This is a genomic window from Streptomyces sp. DSM 15324, from assembly GCF_001514285.1.
In the GTDB taxonomy this organism is placed as follows: Bacteria; Actinomycetota; Actinomycetes; order Streptomycetales; family Streptomycetaceae; genus Streptomyces.
The window spans coordinates 190,977-213,260 of record NZ_KQ949024.1; the positions used below are offsets into that span (position 1 = coordinate 190,977).

A 22,284-nucleotide genomic window follows, 5' to 3' on the forward strand; every position below is an offset into this window, starting at 1 on the left:
ACCACCCCAGGACACGACACGCACCCCGGGGACATAAGCCGTATTTACGTCGGGCTCCCCCGTCGGCCGGGAGCTCAGGCCTCGGCCACCTCGCCGTAGAGCTGGGACAGTTCGGGCACTCCGTTCGCCGCCCACTCGTGCCCGCACTCCACGACGTCGAACTCCCGCCCCGAGGTCAGCCGTACGACGGGCTGCCCGTCCGCCCGGAAGTCCCACACGGCGCCGGGCACGGTCCGCACGATGACGGTGCCCAGATAGAGCCCGGCGTCGTTGCCGAGCCAGAGCAGGGTCTCCTCGTCGTCGCGCCAGCGCGGCACCATCTGGTCGAGCGCCTCCAGCGAGGCTGCGGTGTCGTCCAGTCCGATCCCCGCCCGGGCCGCCTGGGAGCGCAGCAGCTCGCACTCGGAGAGGAGCTCCGCGACCCCCTCGGGGTCGGCGGCCAGGACCGCTTCGCCGTGCTTCTTGCGCTTGTTGCCCAGGAAAGGGATGTACATACGTCCAGCGTGTCATTCGCACCGGCGTACGCACCACAGGCGCGCGGGCGCATACGTACGGTCGAAACCCCGGCCCGCCCCCGCATGGCGCGTTGACCGGGGCGCGACCGCTGCCTAGCGTCGCGAGGCGCTGCCACGGGCCGGCTCCCGGGGCGCGCGCCGACCGTGCGCGGCGTCCGGCCGGCCTGGCCGCCCCTGCGCCCGCCGGGCTCCCCCGACAACGTCCGCACCGCGGCGCAGCCCGCACGGGCCAGGGGGCACGGCGGCGCCCTCGCCTTCCTCGTCACGAGCACCGGCGGCCGGACGGCGGGCGCGGCACCGCGCTCCATCCCCGGTGCCGCTGTCCTTCGGCGGCGCGCAGGGGGTCTGCGGTCCGCTGCCGTTCGCCGTGCCCGCGGACACGGATCTGCTGGTGAGCGTCCATCTGCCCGGCGCGGTGACCTGGCGGCCCTGGCAGGGCCTCGCGGTGCAGCGGTCGTACCTGAGCGGGCCGGGCGACCACACGGCGGACGCGGACGGAAGGGCGTACCCCGCCGCGATCGGGACCTGGCCGCTGCTCACCAGGGTGGACGTGGGCGGCGGGCCCGGCGCGGTGGTCGGGCTCGGGGACTCGATCACCGACGGCGACCGGTCCACGGTGGGGGCCGCTGCGCCGACGGGGCGCCCTCCCGCGCTACGGCGTCCTCCACGCGGGGATCGCGTCGAACCGGGTGACGGCCGACCGCTACCTCGGCGACGGGATCGCCCCGGTGGGCGGCGGGGTCGCCGCCCCGCACCGGCTGGACCGGGACGTCCTCGCACAGACCTCGGTCCGCGATCTGCGGGACGGGACGGCGGCCGCCGAGGGGGCCGCCGGGCTGCGGGAGATCGCCGGCCGGGCGCGGGCGCACGGGCTGTGGGTGCTCGGCGCGACGCTGCCCTCCCGCGGGGCTCTGCGCTCCGGCCGTGGAGGCCGGACGGGACGCGCTGGACGCCTGGATCCGGACCACCGGCGCCTTCCACGCCGTCCTCGGCCTCGACCGCGCCCTGCGCGACCCGGCCGCCCCGGAGCGCATGCTCGCCGCGCACGACAGCGGCGACCATCTGCACCCCGGGGACGCGGCTACGCGGCGCACGCCGAGGCGGTCGGCCTGCGGCTGCTGTGAGCGCCGGACGTGCGGCCCGGACCGGGCGGCCTAGACGTCGAGGTCGACGACGACCGGCGCGTGGTCGGAGGCGCCCTTGCCCTTGCGCTCCTCGCGGTCGACGTAGGAGTCCTTGACGGCCTTCGCGAACGGTTCGTTGCCGTAGACCAGGTCGATGCGCATACCGCGGTTCTTGGGGAAGCACAGCTGGCGGTAGTCCCAGTACGTGAACGGATGGTCGTACTTCAGGGGCCTCGGGAGCACGTCGGACAGACCGGCCTCGCGCAGGGCGGCCAGGGCGGCGCGCTCGGCCGGGGTGACATGGGTGAGGCCCTCGAAGGCGGCCAGGTCGTACACGTCGTCGTCCGTCGGCGCCACGTTGTAGTCGCCGAGGACGGCGAACGGACGCCCGCCCGCCGCGTCGCCCGCGACGGCCGCCTTCAGGGCCTCGAACCACTGGAGCTTGTAGGCGTAGTGCGGGTGGTCCACCTCGCGGCCGTTCGGCACGTACACCGACCAGACGCGGACCGGGCCGCAGGTCGCGGAGATCGCCCGGGGCTCGACCGAGCCCTCGTAGCCCGGGTCGCCCGGCAGGCCCTTGACGACGTCCTCGATGCCCACCCGGGAGATCACCGCCACGCCGTTCCACCGGCCGGTGGCGTTGACCGTCGCCTCGTAGCCCAGCTCGCGCAACTGGTCGAAGGGGAACTGCTCCTCGGCCAGCTTGGCCTCCTGGAGGCACAGCACGTCCGTGCCGCTGCTCTCCAGCCAGGCCAGCAGCCGCGGCAGGCGGGCGGTGATCGAGTTGACGTTCCAGGTCGCGATGCGCATGTCCCCCAACCTACCGGGCCCCACCGACACTCACAGTGCCGTGCTCTCCCCGGCCGCCAGCCGCGCGTGCGGCGCGCCGCCGAGGGCGCCGATCTGGTTGTCGTAGATCGGGCGGGCGAGGTCGGTGAGCAGGGCGTCGTGGATGTCGTAGGCGCGCCGCGGCGCCACCTCGCGCACGTAGTCGATGACCTCGGAGATCTTGCTCCACGGGGCCATCACCGGGAGCATCAGCGTCTCGACGGACCGGTCGGGGACGGTGAGGGCGTCGCCGGGGTGGAAGACGCGGCCGTCGTCGATCAGGTAGCCGACGTTGGTGATGCGCGGGATGTCCGGGTGGATGACGGCGTGCAGTTCGCCGTGGACCTCGACGTCGAATCCGGCCGCGCTGAAGGTGTCGCCGTGGCCGACGGTGTGCACGCGGCCCGGGAAGGCCGCCGAGATCTTCTCCGCGACCGCGCGCAGGGTCCAGATCTCCGTGGCCGGGTCGGCCTCCAGGGCCGCCCGCAGCCGCCCCTCGTCGAAGTGGTCCGGGTGCTCGTGCGTGACCAGGATCGCCTCGGCGCCCACCGCCGCGTCCGCCTCGCTGAACCCGCCCGGGTCGAGGACGAGCGTGCGCCCGTCCTTCTCCAGACGGACGCAGGAGTGGGCCTTCTTCGTGAGTTTCATGGTCGTCGTGCTCGTCATGGGATCCATCCTCCCTCGTCCGTCGTCCGTCCTCCTGCGGTCCGGGCGGCGCGGCTCAGTCGACCGGGGTGGTCTCCTCCCGGATGATCTGCTGGGCCACCCGGAAGGCGCTGTTGGCCGCCGGTACCCCGCAGTACACCGCCGCCATCAGCAGCACCTCCTTGATCTCGTCGGGGGTCAGGCCGTTGCGCAGGGCGGCCCGGGTGTGGAAGGCGAGTTCGTCGAGGTGACCGCCGGCGACCAGCGCGGTCAGCGTGACACAGGAGCGCGACCGCCGGTCGAGGCCGGGGCGGTCCCAGATCTCGCCCCAGGCGTAGCGGGTGATGAACTCCTGGAAGTCCCCCGAGAAGTCGTCGGCCTGGGACAGCGCCCGGTCCACGTGTGCGTCCCCGAGGACCTCGCGGCGCACCTTCAGACCGGCGTCGTACGGGTCCGGACGGCCCATGACCTGCGCCGGCTCCTCGATCGGGGCGGGCGCGATCTCGGCGATGGCCACCGGCTGCGGCGGCGGGCCCGCGGTGGGGACCGGGGTCTGGGTCGTCACCGCGCGGACGGGGATGCCCGGCACGGCCGTCTGCCCGGTCGCGGACTCGTAGACGGGCTGCCAGGCCGTGGAGAAGTGCCGCACCAACAGGTCGGTGACGGCGGCGGGCTGCTCCACCGGGACCAGATGGGAGGCACCGGGTACGACGGCCAGGCGGGCGTCGGGGATGCCGGCGACCAGGGTGCGCGCCTCGGCGGGCCCGGTCACCTGGTCGTCGGAGCCGACGAGCACGAGCGTGGGGACGCCGATCCGGGCGAGTTCGGCGCGGACGTCGAACGCGGCGAGCGCCTCGCACGCCGCGATGTAGCAGCCGGGGTCGGTGGTGCGCACCATCTGCACGGCCCACTCGGTGATGGCGGGCTGTGCCGCCGCGAAACCGGCCGTGAACCAGCGGTCGGGCGAGGTGCGGGCGATGGGGTCGAGCCCGTTCGTCCGCACGATCACCCCGCGCTGACGGAACTCGTCCGCGGTGCCGAACCTCGGCGAGGCGGCGATCAGCCCCAGCGAGGCGACCCGTTCCGGGTGACGCAGTGCCAGTTCCACGCCGACCGCGCCGCCCAAGGCGCAGCCCGCGTAGCCGAAGCGCTGCACCCCGAGCCCGTCGAGGGTGGCGAGCAGCCGCTCGGCGAGATCGGACACGGAGCCGGCCGGATAGGCCGGGGCGCCGCCGTGACCGGGCAGGTCGTACCGGAAGATCCGCCACTGCTGGGCCAGTTCGGGGACCTGCCGGTCCCACATGTGCCATGTGGTACCCAGGGAGGGGCCCAGGATCAGGACGGGAGCCTCTTCTGGCCCGTCAAAGCGGTATTGCAGGGTGTTCGACGGTGTCTCACTCACGCCTCAGACCCTCTCACGTATCACGGACGCCCCTATAACGCAGGGGCGCGGAAAACCGGTCTGACCAGGTTAAAGACCTCGCGGGCGGCATACCGCTTGAGGCATCGGATGATCTCACGGCGGGTCTTGCCCTCCTGGGTGCGGCGTTCGCAGTACGCCTGGGTGCGCGGGTCGTGGCGCAGGCGGGTGAACACGATGCGGTGCAGGGCCGCGTTGGCCTGCCGGTCGCCGCCGTAGTTGAGCCGTCGCGTGACTCGCCGCCCGGAGGAGTACTCGATGGGGCTGACTCCGCAAAGGGCAGCAAAGGACGCCTCGGTGTTCAGCCGCTCGGGATTGTCTCCCATGGTGATCAGGAGAGTGACGGCGCTGTCCGGACCGATGCCCATCGGTACGAGCAGTTGCGGCGCGTGGCGTTCGACGAGTCGGGTCAGGCGTTGGTTCAGCGCATTGATCTGCCCGGTGAGCTGTTCGATGCGTTCGGCGAGCATGCGTAATGTCATGTGGGTGGCCTGGGCCACCGCTTCCTCGTCTCCCCCACCATCGGGTGGGCTGAGGGTCGCGCAGGTGCGGAACAGCTCGGCATTGCCCAAGCTCGACAACCGTTCCCGCAGTGCGGGATCGGCGATGACCAGGACGGCCTTGAGCTGGTTGATCGCCTGGGTACGGGCCTTGACCGCGGAGTCCTTGGCGAGCTTGAAGATCCGGGCGCTGTGCGCCGGACCGTCGCCGGACTTGGCCCGGGCCCGGGCACGACCGCTGAGCACGGCCCGCGCGGCGGCCTGCGCATCGAGCGGGTCCGACTTCCCCAGCAGCCGGCGGGCCGAGCGGTCGGGTCGGTTCACTTCGAACACCTGGATCTGCTGGGCGAGAAGGTAGCGGGACAGGCCCGCGCCGAAGGTGCCGGTGCCCTCCACACCGGCCCGGCGCACCGTACCGCGCTTGCGGGCCCACACGAGGAGCTGTCGGTAGCCGGCCGCCGTCGCGGGAAAGGACTCCGTTCCCAGGATCTTCCCGAGCGGGGAGATCACGGCGGCGACATGCACCTCGCCGTGCGTGTCCACGCCCAGGACGACCTCGCGCCGAACGGGCGGATCCGTGCTCGATGAGGTGCTGCGCTGTCGGGTCGTCACGATGGTTCGCCTCCCACATGCTGACGTGCTGGCTAGGGTGAATGGCACCGGCCTGCTCGGGCGGTCTGAACCGTGATGGCGCCTGGAACTCGGCAAGGCCCCTATTGGGACACGCCCTGTGGCTCGGTGACAGCAGAAGCCAGCCCGCAACGACGGTCGACAAGCCTGTGACTGGACACTTCGGTCAAAGATCTCAAGAGTCAGACCCCCGTCCGGGACGGCATCGCGCAACCGTCGCATCGATCCCGGCGTATCGGCATCTACCGACCACAGCCGGATGGCTTCGCCCGAACCAATGCCCAACCTGGCCGGAGCAGGCTGAGAATGAGTTGACTCCCCGCCCACTCGCGACCGGCAATGACAGACAGCCGCCTGGGCCGCCTTACGGTCGCCCTCCATCGGCCATCGCACGAACGGCTTCGAGCCCTCATTCTGGTGCACGGTTGTCCGCAAGTCATGGCGCGGGCTGCCAAAGAGGCTGCCTAGCAACTCGGCAAAGGCACCGGCGAGTGCTTGGGAACTCGGTCTACTCGAGTAACGGGGAACAGCAGCACCGCACGAAGGGGCGCCCGCGTGGAAGGCATGGCGCATGTGGGCGCTGCCGGACCCGATGCTCGCGGCCCCCGTCACCGACCCGGCGCCGCCCGATGGGTGGGCCGCCGAGGAGAAGTGGGACGGTTCTCCAGACACCTCGTGATGTCTCATTCGCGTTGGCACCGTTCACCCAGGTCACGACTGGTCCTTCGTGCGTGCGGCTGAGGCTTGCCGGGTGTCTGCGCCGCTGCTGACGTGCCGCTGGGTCTCCTGGGGGCCGTGCCAGTCCAGGCAGACGGCGGTGGCATCGTCTTCGAGCCGGCCGTCGGCGGCGTCCCGGACCGCGGACGTCAGCGCCAGCGCGGTCTCCCTCGGGTGCAGATTCCGGGTGCACCCCAGCAGGGCGGGCAGATCGACCTTCTCTCCGTGACGTTCGAGCATGCCGTCGGTGAACATGAGCAGACGGTCACCGGGCCGCAGGTCGAGGTCCTGCACACGGTACGGGTGGGGAGTCAGCTCAGACAGCCCGAAGGGATGGTCCACCTCGCAGGTGATCGTCTCCACAGCCCCGTCGCGCATGCGCAGCGGCCAGGGATGACCGGCGTTGACGAATTGGGCCCGCCCGGTATGGAGATTGATGCGCAGGAGCTGCCCGGTGGCATGACCGTGGCCGTGTTCGATCAGTGCCTGGTCTGCCCGGTGGGCCTGTTCGCCCAGGCCGGTGCCCGCCCGGCGGGCACCGCGCAGGGCGCCCACCAGGACCGTGGCGGCCAGGGCGGAATCCATGTCGTGGCCCATGGGATCGGTCACCGACACGTGCAAGGTGTCGCGGTCCACGGTGTAGTCGAAGGTGTCGCCGCTGAGGTCCTCGGAGGGCTCCAGGTTCCCGCACAGGGTGAACTGTGCGGCCTCGCACGACAGCGACAGGGGCAGCAGCTGGTACTGGATTTCAGCTGCCAGGGTGGCCGGCTTGGACCGTTTGCCCCAGGTGTAGAGATCGGTGAAGCGGCCGTTGGCGATCACGATGTAGGCCAGGATGTGGGCGGCTTCCCCGACTGCGTCGAGCACGTCCTCGCCAGGGCCGGTCGGCAGGAGCAGTTCCAGCAGCCCGATCGCATCCCCGCGGTTGGTGACGGGCACGATCACCCGCTGCCCCTCGCCGGTCGCGTCCTGATACAGGCGCTGGGTACGGATCACCTCCTCGTAGACACTGCCGAACAGGGGAACCCGCTCGGCCTGCCGCCCACCTTGAGTGGGAGCGGTGGACAGCCGAGCCACCGCCTTCCCTGTCAGGTCCACGATGAGGAAAGAGACCTTAGTGGCCTCGAAACGCCGCCGCAGGTCCTCCGCGATCACGTCGACGGCGTCCGCCGGCGCCGCTGTCTCCGCTGCTGTCAGCAATCGGGTGAGCCCACTTTGTCCACCGCTCACGACCGCAGTCCCTTCCGCAACCCCCCACCAGCTTGGTAATAACCGCAGTGAGCGTCAATCCGTGAACAGTCACGCTCCGGCGTTCGCCCGCGGACGGGGCCGCCACGGCTGCTCTGTACAAAAGCGGCTCGACGGGCCCATGTCCTAGGAGACACGCCAGAGTCTGGATAACGATGGCTGGAGAGCGCTGCTCTCTCTGGATGCCGGGCGTTTGGTGTTGCGCTCGCGCAGGGACAGGAACCTCGCACCCTCCTTCCCCGAGGTTCGTTCCGGGCACGGTCCAGCTGCCGACGCGACGGCCCTGGACGGCGAGCTGGTCGTACGGGAAATCCAGCAGGCTCGCCTTCGAGCGACTCCAGGGTCGCCTCCAGCGGCGCGGTGCCGGCGCTGCCCGGCTCGCCGAGCAGTGGCCCGCCCACTTCGTTACTGGAGTACGCGCAGGTTCCTGGGGGGACTCTGAGTGCGATCGCTTGCGTCTTAGCAGGCCGGAGACCTGTGTTCGACATGTCCCTCCGTGGCTGGATTTTCCGTAGAAACTCGCAGAATCCGCGAGTGGCACTCGTAATCTGCGTGATCGTGGATGAATCCGGAACCCGTCGCGTAACGGCGGTGCTAAGGCCGACGGACGAGCATGGCGGGGCCGGTCTGGCTGAGGTCTTCCAGCTGCATCGTGTTCGAGGCGAGCGGACTGGGATGTCGGAGCGGGACTACTTCTTCGACACGCTCGCCGAGTACCAGTGGGCGCGCGATGCCGCAGGCTTGGTGCCGGAATCGGTCGACAAGCTCGTGAAGCCCGTGATCGAAATCTGTGAGTACCTGGATCTCGCACCGTGGCGCCTGCAGCCGCGGGACCTGGACCGCTACTTCGCCGGACCGGGCAAGCGGGCGCGTTCCACCGTGCGCAGCAAGATCAACTGTATCGACGGGTACTTCGCGTTCCTTGAGCAACGGTATGCCGGTGAGATCAGCCGTCGTTTCGGCGTGGTCGTGGAGTCACCCGTCGATCCGTTCAACCGGCCACGCCACCGTGGCGACTTCGGGCTGCGGGTGCCGCCGTCGCAGCAGGCCATGCGCGAGTTCTTCGCCGCGTGGCGGCGTGCCCTGCCGCAGGCGCGCAAGGAGGCGGTCGCGTGCCGCGACTATGTCATGGCGAAGATCGCCTATTTGTCGGGGGTACGGGCGGCGGAACTGTGCGGGGTGTGCATGCGCGATGTGCACTGGGAGTCGGGCCAGTGGGGCCGCTTCCTCGTGCAGGGCAAGGGAGCCCGCGGGTCAGGGCCACGGCAGCGCGAGGCCTTTATGTTCGAAGAGGGGCGGGAACTGCTGTGGTGGTACGTGGAGGAGGTGCGCGGGTTGTTCCGCGATGACCCTGAGCACCCCTCGGCGCCACTATTCCCCTCCGAGCGGTTGCCCGTTGCGGTGGCAGCGCTGAACATGCCGGTCGCACCGAAGATGGTGCCCTCGACGTTCCGACGGGCGCTGAGGACGGCCTCGGCAGCACATCTTCCCGGCCCGGTGGATGAGTTGTTTCCTCATTTGCTGCGTCACGCGTGCGCGACGCACAACTATGAGCGGGGGATGTCGCTGTGGGAGGTGCAGCGATTGCTGGGCCACTGGTGGAGTACGACCACGGTCCGGTATCTCCTGACAGCGCAAGGCGATCCGGAACAGGCGGCGCGGCGGGCGTCGGCCGAACGGGCAGGGCAGCGGCTGGTGGCAGACACAGGGAGCCTTCGGTGAAATGGAATCTGCGCTGGGTGGCGGCGCGGCAGGACATCTGGCGTCCGACGGACTTGCTGGTGGCTTTTCGACGGGTTGGCTTCCACCCGTCGTTGAGCAAAGTGTCCGCCTTGTGGGGCGGCACGCCGGTCACGGTGCGGCTGGAAGACCTGGATCTGATCTGTCAGGCACTGGGATGCACGGTGGCCGATCTCCTGGAGGCCGAACCGGCCGCCACCGGCGCTGGGGAGGCGGGGGTAATTACCCGGGCGGCCGCAGGTGAAGAAGGCGGCTCTGGCCCGGTGCGTCCGATGCCGCGACGCGATGGCCCGCGACGCCTGCAGCCCCCGAACTGAGCCGCGCGAATGGAGCGGATGAGGCAGTGCGAGGACTGCCTGGCATTGGCCCCGGGCTCGTCCCGGCGCAGCTGGCGGTGCCGCGGGTGCCAACTGTGGCGTCGCCAGTACCCGCAGCGCGGGGTGTGCCCCCGCTGCCGGTGCCAACAGCACCTCGGTCAGGACGGACTGTGCCGCGGGTGCGTGCTGAGCGTGCGCGACGAACAGGCCACAGACACCGTGCTCGATTTTCCGGCTCCGACACAGCTTCGGCTGCTGTTTCCCGGCGCGGCGCGGGAGGCTTGGCGCCTGGGCCGGCTGGCCGCTGAACGACCTTTGGAGTCCCGCCGATGTGTGCTGCCGGCGGTCATGCCCGGACAGCAGGTGCTGTTCCCAGTGCTCCGCCGGCTTGGCGCGCCGGAACTGGTCGATCTGGCCGGAAGGCGCTGGCCCGAGGAGGAGGCGCTCAAGCAGCACACGCTGGTGCTGGCGCGGCAGCGCGGCGTGGGCCGGGAGTGGTGTGCGCAGGTGGGGCGGCGGCTGCGTCTGGCGCTGGCTGTGCGGGATGCCGAGGGCGAGAGGAAGGTCTCGCGCGAGATCCTCGACCAGGGCCGCGGGATGCAGTTCGGTGCGGCCGCCGCACAGGAAGTCCTGGAATACGCGGGCCTGTGGCACGGCCCGACGCAGGTGACCGACCAGATGCGCCCGCACCGTAAGGGAGTGCCCGCCGGCATCGTGACAGGCTGCGCGGATTGCGGCAGCTGGGGTATCACCACCCGCCTGTGCAATGCCTGCGTCGGCTGGCATCGTGGTGAGCACCGCTCGATGGGCCGGTGCTCCCGCTGCGCCCGCGACGGCCTGCCTGTGCACCCGAAAGAGGGCCTTTGTCGTGGGTGTCTGGCGTTCGTGCGAAACGTGCGTCCGACGCCCGCGGGCTTCACCCAGCTCACCTTCGCCGGATCGCTTGCCCACCAGCTGGTGGGCAAGACAGCGAAGCCGCCCCTGACGCCGGCCGTGGAGCACGACGGTCACGCCGCCTCGCTGTCCACCTGTGATCACGTGATCCAGGGGCAAACCACCCTACTGTCCGTCCCACGCGATTGGAGAGCCGTTCACGCTGTGCCTCACGGCGCCTTGCCGCCGCTCAGCTCCGAAGCAGTAGTGCTGCTGGAGCAGTTCACGGTCTGTCTTCCCGCCACAGCCGGGGGACAGCAGAATCACGCCCACTCCATCGAGCTCCTGCACCGCGTGCTGGCCTACACCGGCATGGCGGAACCCATCGCCGAGCGGGACGTGCGGACGCTCGCGGCCCTGGGGCCGAAAGTCTCCCTGCACCGGATCGTGTTCTTTCTGCACGAGCGCGGCCTGCTCGAACCCGACCGCCAGCGGGCAACAGCCGCCGCCCCTTCGCTTGCCCGCCTGGACAAGGCCCGTATGGACGCCCGCCACCGCCAGGCCATCGAAGACAAGCTCCAACGGCTTCCCGACGCCATGGCTGGCCAGGTGCGGACGTGGATCGCCGTCCGCCGGGGAGAAGGTCGCCGGCCCCACCCTCCCGCCGACTACACACGCATCCGGCGCGACCTGAACGTCGTGCTTCCGGTCCTGACCCTTTGGAGCCAGGACGGGCTGGATCTGCGGCAGATCACCACAGGGGACGTGACGTCCGCGCTCAGCGACCGACGGGGACACCAAGCCCGCGGTGTCCACCACGTCTTGCTCAGCATCTTCCGCGCCCTCAAACAAGAACGCGTCGTCTTCGCGAACCCGCTCGCCAGGCTCTCCCTCACCACACCCGTGCGCCTTCCCGAACCACTTCCCAGCGACCGGCTGCGCGGCCTGCTGGACGTGATCGACAGCGCGATGGGGCGTCTGGCCGTCGGCCTGGTCGCCGTCCACGCCATCAAGGTCACCGACGTCGCCCAGCTCCCTCTGACCGCGCTCGACCTCGCCCACGCCACTCTCCACCTTCGCCTGCGTGGACAGCCGCACACGGTCTACCTCGACACACTGACCCGCCGCCTGGTGGACGACTGGCTCCACGAGCGGCAGCAGCAGTGGCCCGCCTCTCCCAATCCACACCTGCTGGTCACGACGCACTCAGCGCACCACCCCGCCCTCCCACCCGTCAGCTACTGCGCCCTGCGCCACGCATTCGACCGCACCGGAATCACCCCTCGCCAGCTGTGGAGCGACCGAGTACTGGACGAGGCCCGACAAACCGCCGATCCCGTACACCTGGTGCAGTTGTTCGGTATCCATCCAGGCACCGCTGTCCGCTACGTCCACACCGCGCATCCCGACAAGGCGCTGCCCCGGATCCGCTGACCGGGCAGCGCTGTCCAGCCCCTCTACAGCCGCATGCCTTGACCGGGAGTGTCATGAATCAGGTGTGAGCCTCCACGAAGGAGTCACCTGATGAGTACGACGATGGATCACCGGATCGAGACCTCCAGCAGCGTGTCGCTTGCCGTGGCCGCCAGCAGTGTTGAGGGCGCCGACGTGAAGTCGATGCCGGTATCGCCGAACGGTCTGTCCAGCGAACTGCTGGAGGAGCTCGCCGCGCTCGCGGCTGAGAAGGTCCGCGGGGAAGGGCTGCGGCTGATGGGCGACGGTGGACTGCTGCCCGAGCTGGCCCAGCACCTGATGCAGGCCGCCCTGGAAGCCGAGATGGACGAACACCTGGCCGCCGAGGCCGGCCGGACCAGCGGGCGCGGGTCCCGCTCGGGCGGCAACATGCGCAACGGCTACCAGGCCAAGGAGGTCATGACGGAGGTCGGCGCGGTGACGGTGCAGGTCCCCAGAGACCGGCTGGGCACCTTCCGGCCCCGGATGCTGCCCGCGCACCCGCACCGGCGCGCTGGACGACCTGGTGATCTCGCTGACCGCAAAGGGCCTGACCTCCGGCGAGATCGTCTCCCACCTCGCCCAGACCTACGGGATGACGACCACGAAGGAGCCCATCTCCACGATCACCGACAAGGCCCGACCGCCGAGCGCCGCTGGGGTGCCGGAGCAGGTCTCTCCCCCGGAACTCCCGATCTGCCCTCGCACTCCCCCTGTTTGGTCAAACGCTGGCAGGACACCGATGCAGCGTTGGACGACCGCTGGGGGATGTGTGGGCAAAGGTGTTGGAAATTAACACGAAGTGGGGCGATCTCCGCCCCTTGGGACCCGCACATCCACAGCGGCGCCTCACCGAAGCGGGGGACCGCCCACAGTCCAGCGGGTGCCGACAAGGTGCCGGGGCGTCATGCGCTGCCCAGCGGCTGGTGGCAGAACTTCCTCCAGCGCGGTTCGGGGCCGTGCGCCAACCGTGCGGGCGGGGTCATCCCGCGACGACTGCCATCCGGTCGCTGATCTCGTCGGCTGTGGTGAGGACTTTCTGGGCGATCTCCGTCTCGGCTTCCGGGTAGATCCGGGAGGCGAGGGCGGCGACGCTGACGGCGGCGACGACTTGTTTGTTCTCGTCGCGGATCGGGGCAGCGATGCCAACCACGTCGGGGTCGAGTTCGCCGCGGGTGACGGAGTAGCCGAGGCGGCGGATCCGGCCGAGGCGTTCCATCAGGGCGTCGACGTCGGTGAGGGTGGCCGGGGTGAAGCGGCGCAGTACGGCGTTCTCCAGCAGTCTGCGGGCTTCTTCTTCGGGGCTCCAGGCGAGCAGGACGAGGGCGGAGGCGCCGGCGTTGATGGGCAGGGCGCTGCCGCGTTCGTAGGAGATGCGCACCGCGCGGGTGCTTTCCGCGCGGTCGACGCAGACCACCAGGTCCCCGGTGCGCCGGGTCAGCAGCACGGTCTCGTGCACGTCCTCGGCAAGCGTCTCCATCGACGGCTGCGCGACCTCGGAGAGGCCGTAGCTGCGGCGGGCCAACCGGGCGATCTCCAGCACCCGCAGGCCGAGCCGGAAGCCGCCGCCGGGGGCTTCTTCGAGGAAGCGCCCGTTCACCAGGCTCTGGAGGTAGCGATAGGCGGTGGAGCGTGCCACGCCGAGGTGATCGGCAACGGCGGTTCCGGAGATGACGAGGTGGACGTCGTCGAACATGGCCAGAATGTCGAGTGCCCGGTCGGCCGTGGAGTTGCGGTCGCGGTAACTGGGGGACGCGTTTCCTGACATGCGAGACACTGTAGCGGATGGTCGCGGGCCGTTGCGGGCCGCGCCCATCCGCCCGCCTGTCCGGTCTACAGCCGGTCCTTGACGACGGTGTTGCGCAGCTCTCCGATGCCTTCGACCGCGGTGACGAGTTCCTGTCCGGGGCGCAGGAAGACCTTCGGGTCGCGGCCGGCGCCGACGCCGCCCGGGGTGCCGGTGAGGATCAGGTCGCCAGGCAGCAGCGTGATGATGGTGCTGACGTAAGCGATGGTGTCGGCGACGTCGAAGAGCAGGTCGGCGGTGTTGGACTTCTGCATGGTGTGGCCGTCGACGCTGCAGGAGATGTCCAAACCGGAGGCGCCGAGCGGGAGTTCGTCCGTGGTGACGAGGACGGGGCCGACCGGGGTGGTGGCCTCGAAGGTCTTGCCGGAGAGGAACTCCCTGGTGCGGTGCTGCCAGTCGCGGACGGTGACGTCGTTGGCAACCGTGTATCCGGCGACGTGCTCCAGGGCCTTCTCGCGCGGCACGTGACGGCCGGGGCGTCCGATCACCACCCCCAACTCGGCCTCCCAGTCGAGGTCGTCGCTGACGGGCGGCATGTGGATGTCGTCGTGTGCGCCGATGAGAGCACCGTCGTACTTCGCGAAGAGGGTGGGGTGGGCGGGGGTGGGGCGGCCCATTTCCTTGATGTGGGTGGCGTAGTTCAGGCCGAGGCAGATGATCTTGTTGGGGTGAGGGACGAGCGGGGCGAGCGACACTTCGGCCAGGGGCAGGCGCTCGCTGTCCGCGGTGGCCGCCCGCTGCGGCCAGTCGTCTCCTGCGGCGAGCAGCGCGCCGACGTCGGAGAAGGGAAGCAGGACGAGTTCGTCTCCGTCCTGCCGGGCGGCGGCGGTCCCGTGGTCGTGGGCGACACGGACGGTGCTGAGCCTCATCGGCGTACTCCTGGGGAATCAGGCTGGATCTCGGGGTCGGGAAGGGTGAGGGCCGGGAAGGGGGAGGTGAAGTGCCGAAGCTTCGCGTCGACGTACTCGGCCTTATCCGGGGTGAACACGGCGGCCACCAGACGGTCGGGGCGTACGAGGACGAAGTGCCCGGCCAGCCCGGTGAAGAGGGCGTCCAGCTGACCGTCGGCGTCGGCGATCTCTGCCCGGCCGGCACGGTCGCGCGGTGCGCGGTCGTCCAGGAGGACATCCACGGAGACGGCGTCCGGGAGACCGGTCCGTGCTACGGCGGTCCAGTCGGCGTCGGTCACGCCGACCCCCAGCAGGCTCCAGCCCTGTCCCAAGACGTCATCGAGCCGTATGACGTGGTGGTCCTGTCCCCGCAGCACCCGCGGCTGCGGCAGCATCGTGCCGACGAGCCCGCGGCCCGGTCCGTCGATGCCGACGACGGCGCCCGATGTCGCGCGGGTGTCGGGGCGGTAGCGCATCTCTGTGAGGTAGCGGCGTCCGGGTGGTGTGTACATGGCAGTGCGTATCAGCAGGTCGCGCAGGAGGGCGCGGGGGCGGCTGGTGGTCATGACGATCCGGCCGAGGCGTACGGAGAGGTCGATCACGGCCCGGGCATGGGGACGCCGCTCGGTGTCGTAGGTGTCGAGCAGCCTGTCGTTCGCCCGGCCCGCCAGGACCTCGCTGATCTTCCAGCAGAGGTTGGCCGCGTCCCGGACACCGGAGTTGAGGCCCTGCCCCGCGAACGGCGGCATCATGTGCGCGGCGTCGCCGAGCAGGAAGCAGCGGCCGTCGCGCAGGCGGTCCGCCAGCAGCGCGTGGAAGCTGTACGCGACCGCACGCTCGACCTGCTCGGATGTGATCTCCCGGTAGGGCGCGAGGAGTTCGCGCACCAACGAGAACGGCGGCGGGGTGCCGGCGTCGCACTCGCCCGGCTTCAGGCGGAACTCGTAGCGGCAACGTCCGTCCCGTCCTGCGACGATGACGACGGGGCGGTCGGGGTCGCCGTGGTGCATGCCGAAACGCTGGTCGTGCGTGTCCTGAAGAGTGTCGACCACCAGCCACACGTCCGGGAAACTGCGACCCTGCATCGGGATGGACAGCAGGTCGCGTAGGGTGCTGCGGCCGCCGTCGCAGCCGAGGACGTAGGACACGTCCAGTTTCTCGACCGGCCCGTCCTCCCCGCCCGTACGCAGCATGACGCGCACCAGGTCGGAATGCTGGGTGACGACATCTGTCAGGCGGGTGTCGAAGCGGACGTCGACGGTGGGGAGGCGGCGCAGTTCCTCGCGCAGCACTCGTTCCAGGTCGGGCTGGGCGAAGGGGTTCTTGAAGGGATGTCCGTAGCGCTGGTCGCTGGTGCCGCGGGCGTGGAAGAGCATTCGCCCACCGATGCCGAAGTACCTCGTCCCGGTGCCCGGCACCAGGATCGGGTAGACGGCCTCGTCGAGACCATCGGCCGACTGAAGGGTGCGCAGCGACTCGTCGTCGAGGCTGATTGCCTTGGCGTCGTTGCTGGTGGTGGTGTTGCGTTCCACCAGCAGCACCCGTACGCCCCGGGAGCCCAGCAGGTGGGCGGCCGTCAGTCCGGTCGGGCCTGCGCCCACGACGAGCACGTCCGGTGGTGGCGGTGTCATGAGGGACCTTCCGTCGTTCCGCCGGCTACTGGACCGGCTGGTAGGCCGGGCCGCCCTCGGTCAGCAGCCGCTCGACCTCGGCGAAGATCTCCTCGGGGGACAGGTCGAGATCGAGGGTCTTGCGGAACGGCTGGCGTACATCACGCTCCAGCCGGAGGTAGACCTCGTTGCGGTTGCCCTCGGGGTCGAAGAAGTAGATGCCGATCGCGTTGCCGTGGGTGACCTCCTGCTGGACCTCGATGCCCTCGGCGCGGAACCGGTGGTGGAAGTCGATGATCGACTCCAGGGAGTCCACGCGCCACGACACCTGGTGGGTCAGCTTGGCACCGGCGGGTGCGGTTCGGCCCCGCTGCAGGACGAACTCGTGGTGCTCCTCCTCGGGGCACGAGGAGAAGAACACGATGCCCTTCTCCTCGTCCTCGTCGGTGACGGTCAGACCCAGCACCCGCTCGTAGAAGTCGCGCATCTTCTCCAGGTCGTCGACCCAGAAGCCGGTGTGCCCCAGTCCGGTTATGGCCATGATGCGTCTCCTTTTACAGGACTAAGGTTTCGTTTTACAGGACGTTAGACCTCCAGGCGGCCGAGGTCAACCGTGAGGAAACAGCGTCCTGCCTCTTGACGTCACACGCCCTTTCAGTGCAGCGTCCTGCATCGAGACATACATGTCCGAATATGCGGGACGTCGGCACTGCTTTTGGGAGCCTGCCGGGACCGCTGAAGTCACTACGGGAGGCGCCTCATGGCCCATTCCGATGCCGGGCGAGCCAGCTCGGCCACCGTCGTCCGGGCTGCTCGCCGGGATCGACGTCCCGTGGAGGCACTGCGAAGTCACTGACCGATCAGGCCCGGCCGTGACCCGCGCGGGCGCCCGCAGCACGGCCGTCCACCGACCCGCGGGCCCGACTCACCCCAAGGAGATCCCCGTGTTCCGCTTCTATCGCAGCACCACGTCCCGGACGGCCGGGCTGCACGGCGCCGCGCTCCTGATTCCGCGGGCCGTGACCGGGTGGCTGTTCGTCCTGCACGGCCTCTACAAGTTCGGCCTGCACACCGGTGTCCTCGGCCCCAACGGGGTGGGGGAGCCGAGATCGATTTCACGTACCTCGTGGTCGGCTTGCTGGTCTTCGCCGCCGGACCGGGTGCGCTGGCTCTGTCTGGAGCCTTCCGCAAGGTGAGACCACGGCTGTGACCTGAGACACCGCGCAACACAATTTTCGCGATACGACACATAACCTTCGCGCCACGACGCGCTACTGGAACGGGACACCATGACGTTTTTGGACAGCAGCACCTGGGACGGCCGCATCTTCTCCGGCTCGGGCGAGTGGATCAGCGGCTCCGGCGAGGTGTACGACGCCGTCGAGCCCGCAACGGGCAAGAGACTGGCGCGTGTCGGGTCTGCCACGCGGGCCGACGTTGACAAGGCGGTGGAGCAGGCGGTGCGGGCCCAGCGGGAGTGGGCCGCCCGGCCGTACTCGGACCGCGCGGCCGTGCTGCGCCGAGCAGCGCGTCTCTTCGAGGAGAACCAGCAGGAGATCGAGACCTGGCTGATGCGGGAGTCCGGAGCGATCCGGCCGTTCGCCGCCCTGCAGGTCACCAGCGGTGGTGCGGAGGAGTGTCACGAGGCCGCCGCCCTCGCCGGGGCGCCCTACGGTGAGCTGCTGCGTTCCGGGCAGCAGCGGCTGTCCTTCTCCCGCCGTGTCCCTGTCGGCGTGGTCGGGGTGATCGCCCCGTTCAACGTGCCGGTCATCCTGGCCATGCGGGCGGTCGCTCCGGCGCTGGCCCTGGGCAACGCGGTCGTTCTCAAGCCGGACCCACGGACCGCGATCAGCGGCGGTGTCGTCTTCGCCCGGGTCTTCGAGGAGGCGGGTCTGCCGCCCGGTCTGCTGCACGTCCTGCCCGGCGGCGCGGACGTCGGCGCGGCCGTCGTCGAACACCCGCAGATCCCCGTCATCGCCTTCACCGGCTCCACCCGGGCCGGACGCGCCATCGGCATCGCCGCGGCCGAGCACCTCAAGCGGGTCCACCTGGAGCTGGGCGGGAACTCCGCGCTCGTCATCATGGACGACGTCGACCTGGAGAAGGCCGCCTCGGTGGGCGCCTGGGGATCCTTCGTGCATGCCGGCCAGATCTGCATGGCCAGCAGCCGCCACCTCGTGCACTCCTCGGTCGCCGACGACTACACCGCCCTGCTCGCCCAGCACGCCGACGCGCTCCCGGTCGGCGATCCGCTCGGTGAGAACGTCGCCCTCGGACCGGTCATCGACGCCGGCCAGCGCGACAACATCCACCGCATCGTCACCGAGACGGTCGAGGCGGGCGCCCGGCTGGCCGCGGGCGGCACCTACGAGGACCTGTTCTACCGGCCGACCGTGCTCACCGACGTACCGCTCATCGCACCCGCCTACGCACAGGAAATCTTCGGCCCCGTGGCGCCCGTCGTCCCCTTCCAGGACCTCGACGAGGCGGCCCGCCTGGCCGCCGGCACCGAATACGGGCTGTCCCTCGGCATCCTCACCCGGGACGTCATGAAGGGCCTCGCCCTGGCCGAACGCGTGCCCAGCGGGCTGGTCCACATCAACGACCAGACCGTCAACGACGAGGCGCTCATCCCGTTCGGCGGGGTCGGCGACTCCGGCACCGGATCCCGCCACGGCGGCGCCGCCGCCAACCTCGAAGCCTTCACCGAACAGCAGTGGGTCACCGTACGGGGCGAACTCCCGCAGTACCCCTTCTGACCACCCCAACCCCCAAAGCTGTACGGAGAGTTCCATGCCCATGGACCCCATCACCGTCGTCCCCCGGCAGATGCGGAAAGCCGACGCGGGGGCCGACTGGCCCACCGACAACAAGTTCCTCAACGGACCCTTCGCGCCCTGGACGGAGGAGAGCGAGGGGTATGACCTGGAGGTGGACGGCGAGATACCGGCCGACCTTGCGGGCGCGCTGTTCCGCGTCTCCTCCAACCCCCGCTTTCGGCCCCGCAACACCGACCGCTACCACTGGTGGGAGGGCGACGGCATGGTGTGCGGCATCTACCTGCGCGAGGGCCGGGCCGCCTACCGCACACGTTGGGTGGAGACCGACTCGATGAAGGTCGAGGTGGAGGCCGGAGAAGCGATCTACAGCGGCTTCGTCAACGGCGGCACTCCCGCTCGACTGCCCGAGGGAGCCCCGCCCGCCAAGAACGTCGCCAACATCAACGCAGGCCTCTTCGACGACCACCTGATCGTCTACTTCGAGGGCGGACTGCCGCACGCGCTGGACCCCGAGACCCTGCGCACCATTGGCACGTACGACTTCCACGGCGGCATCGACGTGCTGTGCACCGGCCACTACAAGACCGACCCGGACAGCGGCGACATGCTGTTCTTCGCCGCCGTCGGACCGACGATCACCTGGTACCGCGCCGACGTGAAGACCGCCGAGATCATCGACTCGCACTCCTTCGACATCGGTGTGCCGGTCCTCATGCACGACTTCGCCGTCAGCGACACCTACGCCGTCTTCTTCGTCACCCCGGCCCAGTTCCGCCTCGACCTGGTCGCGCAGAGCAGGCCCGGCGTGGTCTGGGACGAGGACTCCCTCGAACACGGCGTGCAGATCGTCCTGATGAACCGCCACACCCACGAGGTCACCTGGCACGAGCTCGGCGGCCACTGGGCCAACACCCACTTCTTCAACGCCTACGAGCAGGAAGGCCGGCTGGTCATCGACGGCCACCGCATCAGCCGGCTCGGCACCCCGATCGACCGCATCGGTACGCCGGTGACCTCCCACGAGTGGTTCCCCCCGGCCCAGCCCTACCGGTGGCGCGTCGACCTGGCGACCGGAAGGGCCACCGAGGAGATGATCAGCGGCGTCCTCGGGGAGTTCCCGAAGATCAACGACGCGTACACGGGCCGCCCCAACCGCTACGGCTACTTCGTCACCACTCGCGGCCTGGCCGACGACATCATGTCCGACGGACTGGCCCGCCACGACTACCTCCTGGACCGCACCACCGTCGTCGAAGGCCCGGACGGCCTCACCAGCCCCGGCGAACCGGTCTTCGTCGCCCGCGAGAACGCCCGCGCCGAGGACGACGGCTACCTGCTCTCCCTGTGGTGGAATCGCAGCACCAACCTCAGCGAACTGCTGATCCACGACGCCGCCGACCTGCGCCGCACCCCGCTGGCCCGGGTCAAGCTCCCCAGCCGAGTGCCCTTCGGCTTCCACGGCAGCTGGGCCGACCACGCCACCCTGGACCGCGCCATCGCCGTCCACCGCGGCAACGACTGACGGCCATGCGAGACCTCGCGGGCAAGACCGCCTTCATCACCGGCGGAGACAGCGGGATCGGTCTCGGCGTGGCACAGTCGCTGTGCCACGCCGGAATGAACGTCATCATCTGCGGAGTCGTCCCGGAGACGCTTCAGAGCGCGCAACGCGAGCTCGCGCGCATCGGCAAGGCCGAGGCCATCGAGCTCGACGTACGCGACCGGGAGGCGTTCGCCGCCCTCGCCGACCGACTCGACCGTGGCTACGGCGGCGTGGACGTGCTGGTCAACAACGCGGGCGTCGGATTCCTCGCACCGGTGGCCGAGGCGACGTTCGAACAGTGGGACTGGGTGCTCGACATCAACCTCACGGGCGTCTTCAACGGCATACGGACCTTCCTGCCGCGCATGCTGGCCTCCGGCCGCCCCGGGCACATCGTCTCGACCGCGTCGATCGGCGGTCTGCTGGGCACACCCGGAGCGCTCTACGTGGCCGCGAAATTCGGTGTGGTGGGGCTGATGGAGGCGCTGGCAGCCGAACTTTGGGACACCCCGGTGAACGTCTCCGTCCTGACGCCGGGAATCGTCCGAACCAACATCCACAAGGGACCGCCACCCCCCGGCGAGCCGCGGCCGCACGCGCCGGGCGCCACCGCGGAGGCCGATCTGCACGAGACGGCGATTCAGCCGCGGGAAGTCGGCGAGCGGGTCCTGCAAGCGATCCGAGAGGAAAGGCTCTACGTGCTGACGCATGCCGAGCATCGGGAACTGCTCGCCCGCCGGTTCGACGCGATCCTCGCATCGGTCCCCACCGACCAGGGGGACCCGCGCCGTGCCGCGGTGGAGAGGACGGTCCTCGCCAACCCCATCTACGACGAGATCCTGACCGCGGCGGAGGCCCGACAGTGACGACGCACGACATGGAGGGCTCGGTCGTGCTCGTGACCGGTGCCGGCTCGGGCATCGGGCGGGCGGCGGCGGAGCTGTTCGCCGAGCGCGGTGCCTCCGTCGTCGCGGCAGACCGCTCCGAATCCGGCGCGGACACCGTCGCCACCATCACCGCGGCCGGCGGCAAGGCCGTCTTCGTCCAGGTGGACGTCTCGGTCGAGAAAGAGGTCGAGAACATGGTGGCCACGGCGGTCGACACCTACGGTGCCCTGAACGCCGCGTTCAACAACGCGGGCATCGCGCCGCCGGTCGGCCCGATCGAGCAGCTCAGCAGCGACAGCTGGGAGCTGTCCGAGGCGGTGAACCTGCGTGGCGTCTGGCTGTGCATGAAGCACGAGCTGGCCGTCATGGTGCGGCAGGGACACGGCGCGATCGTGAACACCTCGTCGGTCGCCGGCCTGGTGGGCAACCCCGGTGGCGGGGCCGCGTACTCCGCCTTCAAGCACGGCATCGTCGGGCTGACCAGGTCCGCGGCCGCCGAGCACGGCCGGCACGGGATCCGCGTCAACGCGATAGCCCCGGGCATCACCCGCACCGGAATGCTGCGGCACCTGGAGGAACACGAGAACCTCGACGCCGCCGCCGTCGCCGCCGGGACCCCGCTCGGCCGCGTGGCCGAGCCGCGGGAGGTCGCCGAAGCCGCGTACTGGCTCGCTTCACCGAAGTCGAGTTTCGTCACCGGCCATGTCCTGGCCGTCGACGGCGGCGAAACCTGCGTCTGACGCCCGGCGTCCGGAAAG

Annotated in this window: 19 protein-coding genes and 1 pseudogene; 10 read left to right on the top strand and 10 right to left on the bottom strand. The window is 70.0% G+C overall.

Features of this window, described 5'->3' with window-relative positions; genetic code table 11:
- Positions 1–74: 74 nt before the first annotated feature.
- The gene (locus AQJ58_RS07090; RefSeq protein ID WP_067246230.1) at positions 75–494 is read right to left on the bottom strand and encodes a DUF6278 family protein; all 420 of its coding nucleotides are present in this window, start codon (positions 492–494) and stop codon (positions 75–77) included.
- 945 nt (positions 495–1,439) lie between these two features.
- Here AQJ58_RS07090 and AQJ58_RS07095 point away from each other — a divergent pair.
- Positions 1,440–1,673 (top strand): SGNH/GDSL hydrolase family protein, encoded by a 234-nt coding sequence (locus AQJ58_RS07095; protein WP_067246233.1) that lies wholly within the window; start codon positions 1,440–1,442, stop codon positions 1,671–1,673.
- On the opposite strand, the gene AQJ58_RS07100 is transcribed toward AQJ58_RS07095, so the two are convergent.
- From AQJ58_RS07100 to AQJ58_RS07120, 5 genes are all read right to left on the bottom strand, one after another.
- Positions 1,670–2,449 carry an exodeoxyribonuclease III gene (locus AQJ58_RS07100; protein WP_067246235.1) on the bottom strand — a complete coding sequence of 260 codons (780 nt, stop codon included), beginning with the start codon at positions 2,447–2,449 and terminating at the stop codon, positions 1,670–1,672. The two genes, AQJ58_RS07095 and AQJ58_RS07100, sit on opposite strands and share 4 nt — an antisense overlap.
- Before the next feature lie 30 nt (positions 2,450–2,479).
- Entirely contained in the window at positions 2,480–3,115 is a 636-nt protein-coding gene (locus AQJ58_RS07105; RefSeq protein ID WP_067247662.1) for an MBL fold metallo-hydrolase, read from the bottom strand.
- A 73-nt stretch (positions 3,116–3,188) separates the two neighbouring features.
- Positions 3,189–4,514 (bottom strand): bifunctional 3-oxoadipate enol-lactonase/4-carboxymuconolactone decarboxylase PcaDC, encoded by a 1,326-nt coding sequence (pcaC, locus tag AQJ58_RS07110; RefSeq protein WP_067246238.1) that lies wholly within the window; start codon positions 4,512–4,514, stop codon positions 3,189–3,191.
- Positions 4,515–4,546: 32 nt separating this feature from the next.
- Positions 4,547–5,644 (bottom strand): IS110 family RNA-guided transposase, encoded by a 1,098-nt coding sequence (locus AQJ58_RS07115; protein WP_234359977.1) that lies wholly within the window; start codon positions 5,642–5,644, stop codon positions 4,547–4,549.
- 729 nt (positions 5,645–6,373) lie between these two features.
- Positions 6,374–7,579 carry a PP2C family protein-serine/threonine phosphatase gene (locus AQJ58_RS07120; protein WP_067246241.1) on the bottom strand — a complete coding sequence of 402 codons (1,206 nt, stop codon included), beginning with the start codon at positions 7,577–7,579 and terminating at the stop codon, positions 6,374–6,376.
- A gap of 582 nt (positions 7,580–8,161) precedes the next feature.
- Here AQJ58_RS07120 and AQJ58_RS07125 point away from each other — a divergent pair.
- From AQJ58_RS07125 to AQJ58_RS45840, 4 genes and pseudogenes are all read left to right on the top strand, one after another.
- Positions 8,162–9,349 carry a tyrosine-type recombinase/integrase gene (locus tag AQJ58_RS07125; RefSeq protein WP_234359978.1) on the top strand — a complete coding sequence of 396 codons (1,188 nt, stop codon included), beginning with the start codon at positions 8,162–8,164 and terminating at the stop codon, positions 9,347–9,349.
- Complete coding sequence (locus AQJ58_RS40480; RefSeq protein ID WP_079078746.1) at positions 9,346–9,684, top strand: helix-turn-helix domain-containing protein; 339 nt, start codon at positions 9,346–9,348, stop codon at positions 9,682–9,684. Before AQJ58_RS07125 ends, AQJ58_RS40480 begins: the two co-directional genes overlap by 4 nt.
- Before the next feature lie 192 nt (positions 9,685–9,876).
- Entirely contained in the window at positions 9,877–11,991 is a 2,115-nt protein-coding gene (locus AQJ58_RS07130) for a site-specific integrase (RefSeq protein ID WP_159056219.1), read from the top strand.
- 183 nt (positions 11,992–12,174) lie between these two features.
- Positions 12,175–12,646, top strand: a pseudogene (locus AQJ58_RS45840) (transposase); the annotation flags it as partial.
- Between the two features lie 345 nt (positions 12,647–12,991).
- Here AQJ58_RS45840 and AQJ58_RS07140 read toward each other — a convergent pair.
- The 4 genes from AQJ58_RS07140 to AQJ58_RS07155 form a co-directional block, all read right to left on the bottom strand.
- On the bottom strand, positions 12,992–13,777 hold the full coding sequence (locus tag AQJ58_RS07140; RefSeq protein ID WP_067246250.1) for an IclR family transcriptional regulator: 786 nt from the start codon (positions 13,775–13,777) through the stop codon (positions 12,992–12,994).
- A gap of 65 nt (positions 13,778–13,842) precedes the next feature.
- Positions 13,843–14,685, bottom strand: a complete 843-nt coding sequence (locus tag AQJ58_RS07145; RefSeq protein ID WP_067246252.1) for a fumarylacetoacetate hydrolase family protein — start codon at positions 14,683–14,685, stop codon at positions 13,843–13,845.
- Complete coding sequence (locus AQJ58_RS07150) at positions 14,682–16,337, bottom strand: bifunctional 3-(3-hydroxy-phenyl)propionate/3-hydroxycinnamic acid hydroxylase (RefSeq protein ID WP_055542995.1); 1,656 nt, start codon at positions 16,335–16,337, stop codon at positions 14,682–14,684. Before AQJ58_RS07150 ends, AQJ58_RS07145 begins: the two co-directional genes overlap by 4 nt.
- A 25-nt stretch (positions 16,338–16,362) precedes the next feature.
- Positions 16,363–16,857: a VOC family protein gene (locus tag AQJ58_RS07155; protein ID WP_055542996.1), complete on the bottom strand. Its 495-nt coding sequence runs from the start codon at positions 16,855–16,857 to the stop codon at positions 16,363–16,365.
- 403 nt (positions 16,858–17,260) lie between these two features.
- Between AQJ58_RS07155 and AQJ58_RS07160 the strand changes: the two genes are divergently transcribed.
- The 5 genes from AQJ58_RS07160 (at position 17,261) to AQJ58_RS07180 (ending at position 22,266) form a co-directional block, all read left to right on the top strand.
- Entirely contained in the window at positions 17,261–17,512 is a 252-nt protein-coding gene (locus AQJ58_RS07160) for a hypothetical protein (RefSeq protein ID WP_055542997.1), read from the top strand.
- Between the two features lie 93 nt (positions 17,513–17,605).
- Complete coding sequence (locus AQJ58_RS07165) at positions 17,606–19,075, top strand: aldehyde dehydrogenase family protein (RefSeq protein ID WP_067246255.1); 1,470 nt, start codon at positions 17,606–17,608, stop codon at positions 19,073–19,075.
- A gap of 34 nt (positions 19,076–19,109) precedes the next feature.
- Complete coding sequence (locus AQJ58_RS07170; RefSeq protein ID WP_055542999.1) at positions 19,110–20,618, top strand: carotenoid oxygenase family protein; 1,509 nt, start codon at positions 19,110–19,112, stop codon at positions 20,616–20,618.
- A 5-nt stretch (positions 20,619–20,623) separates the two neighbouring features.
- A complete protein-coding gene (locus tag AQJ58_RS07175) occupies positions 20,624–21,505 on the top strand; it encodes an SDR family oxidoreductase (protein WP_055543000.1) in 882 nt (293 codons plus the stop codon).
- Positions 21,502–22,266, top strand: coding sequence for an SDR family NAD(P)-dependent oxidoreductase (locus tag AQJ58_RS07180; RefSeq protein WP_199844542.1), 765 nt, complete (start codon positions 21,502–21,504; stop codon positions 22,264–22,266). Before AQJ58_RS07175 ends, AQJ58_RS07180 begins: the two co-directional genes overlap by 4 nt.
- The last annotated feature ends 18 nt before the right edge of the window (positions 22,267–22,284 follow it).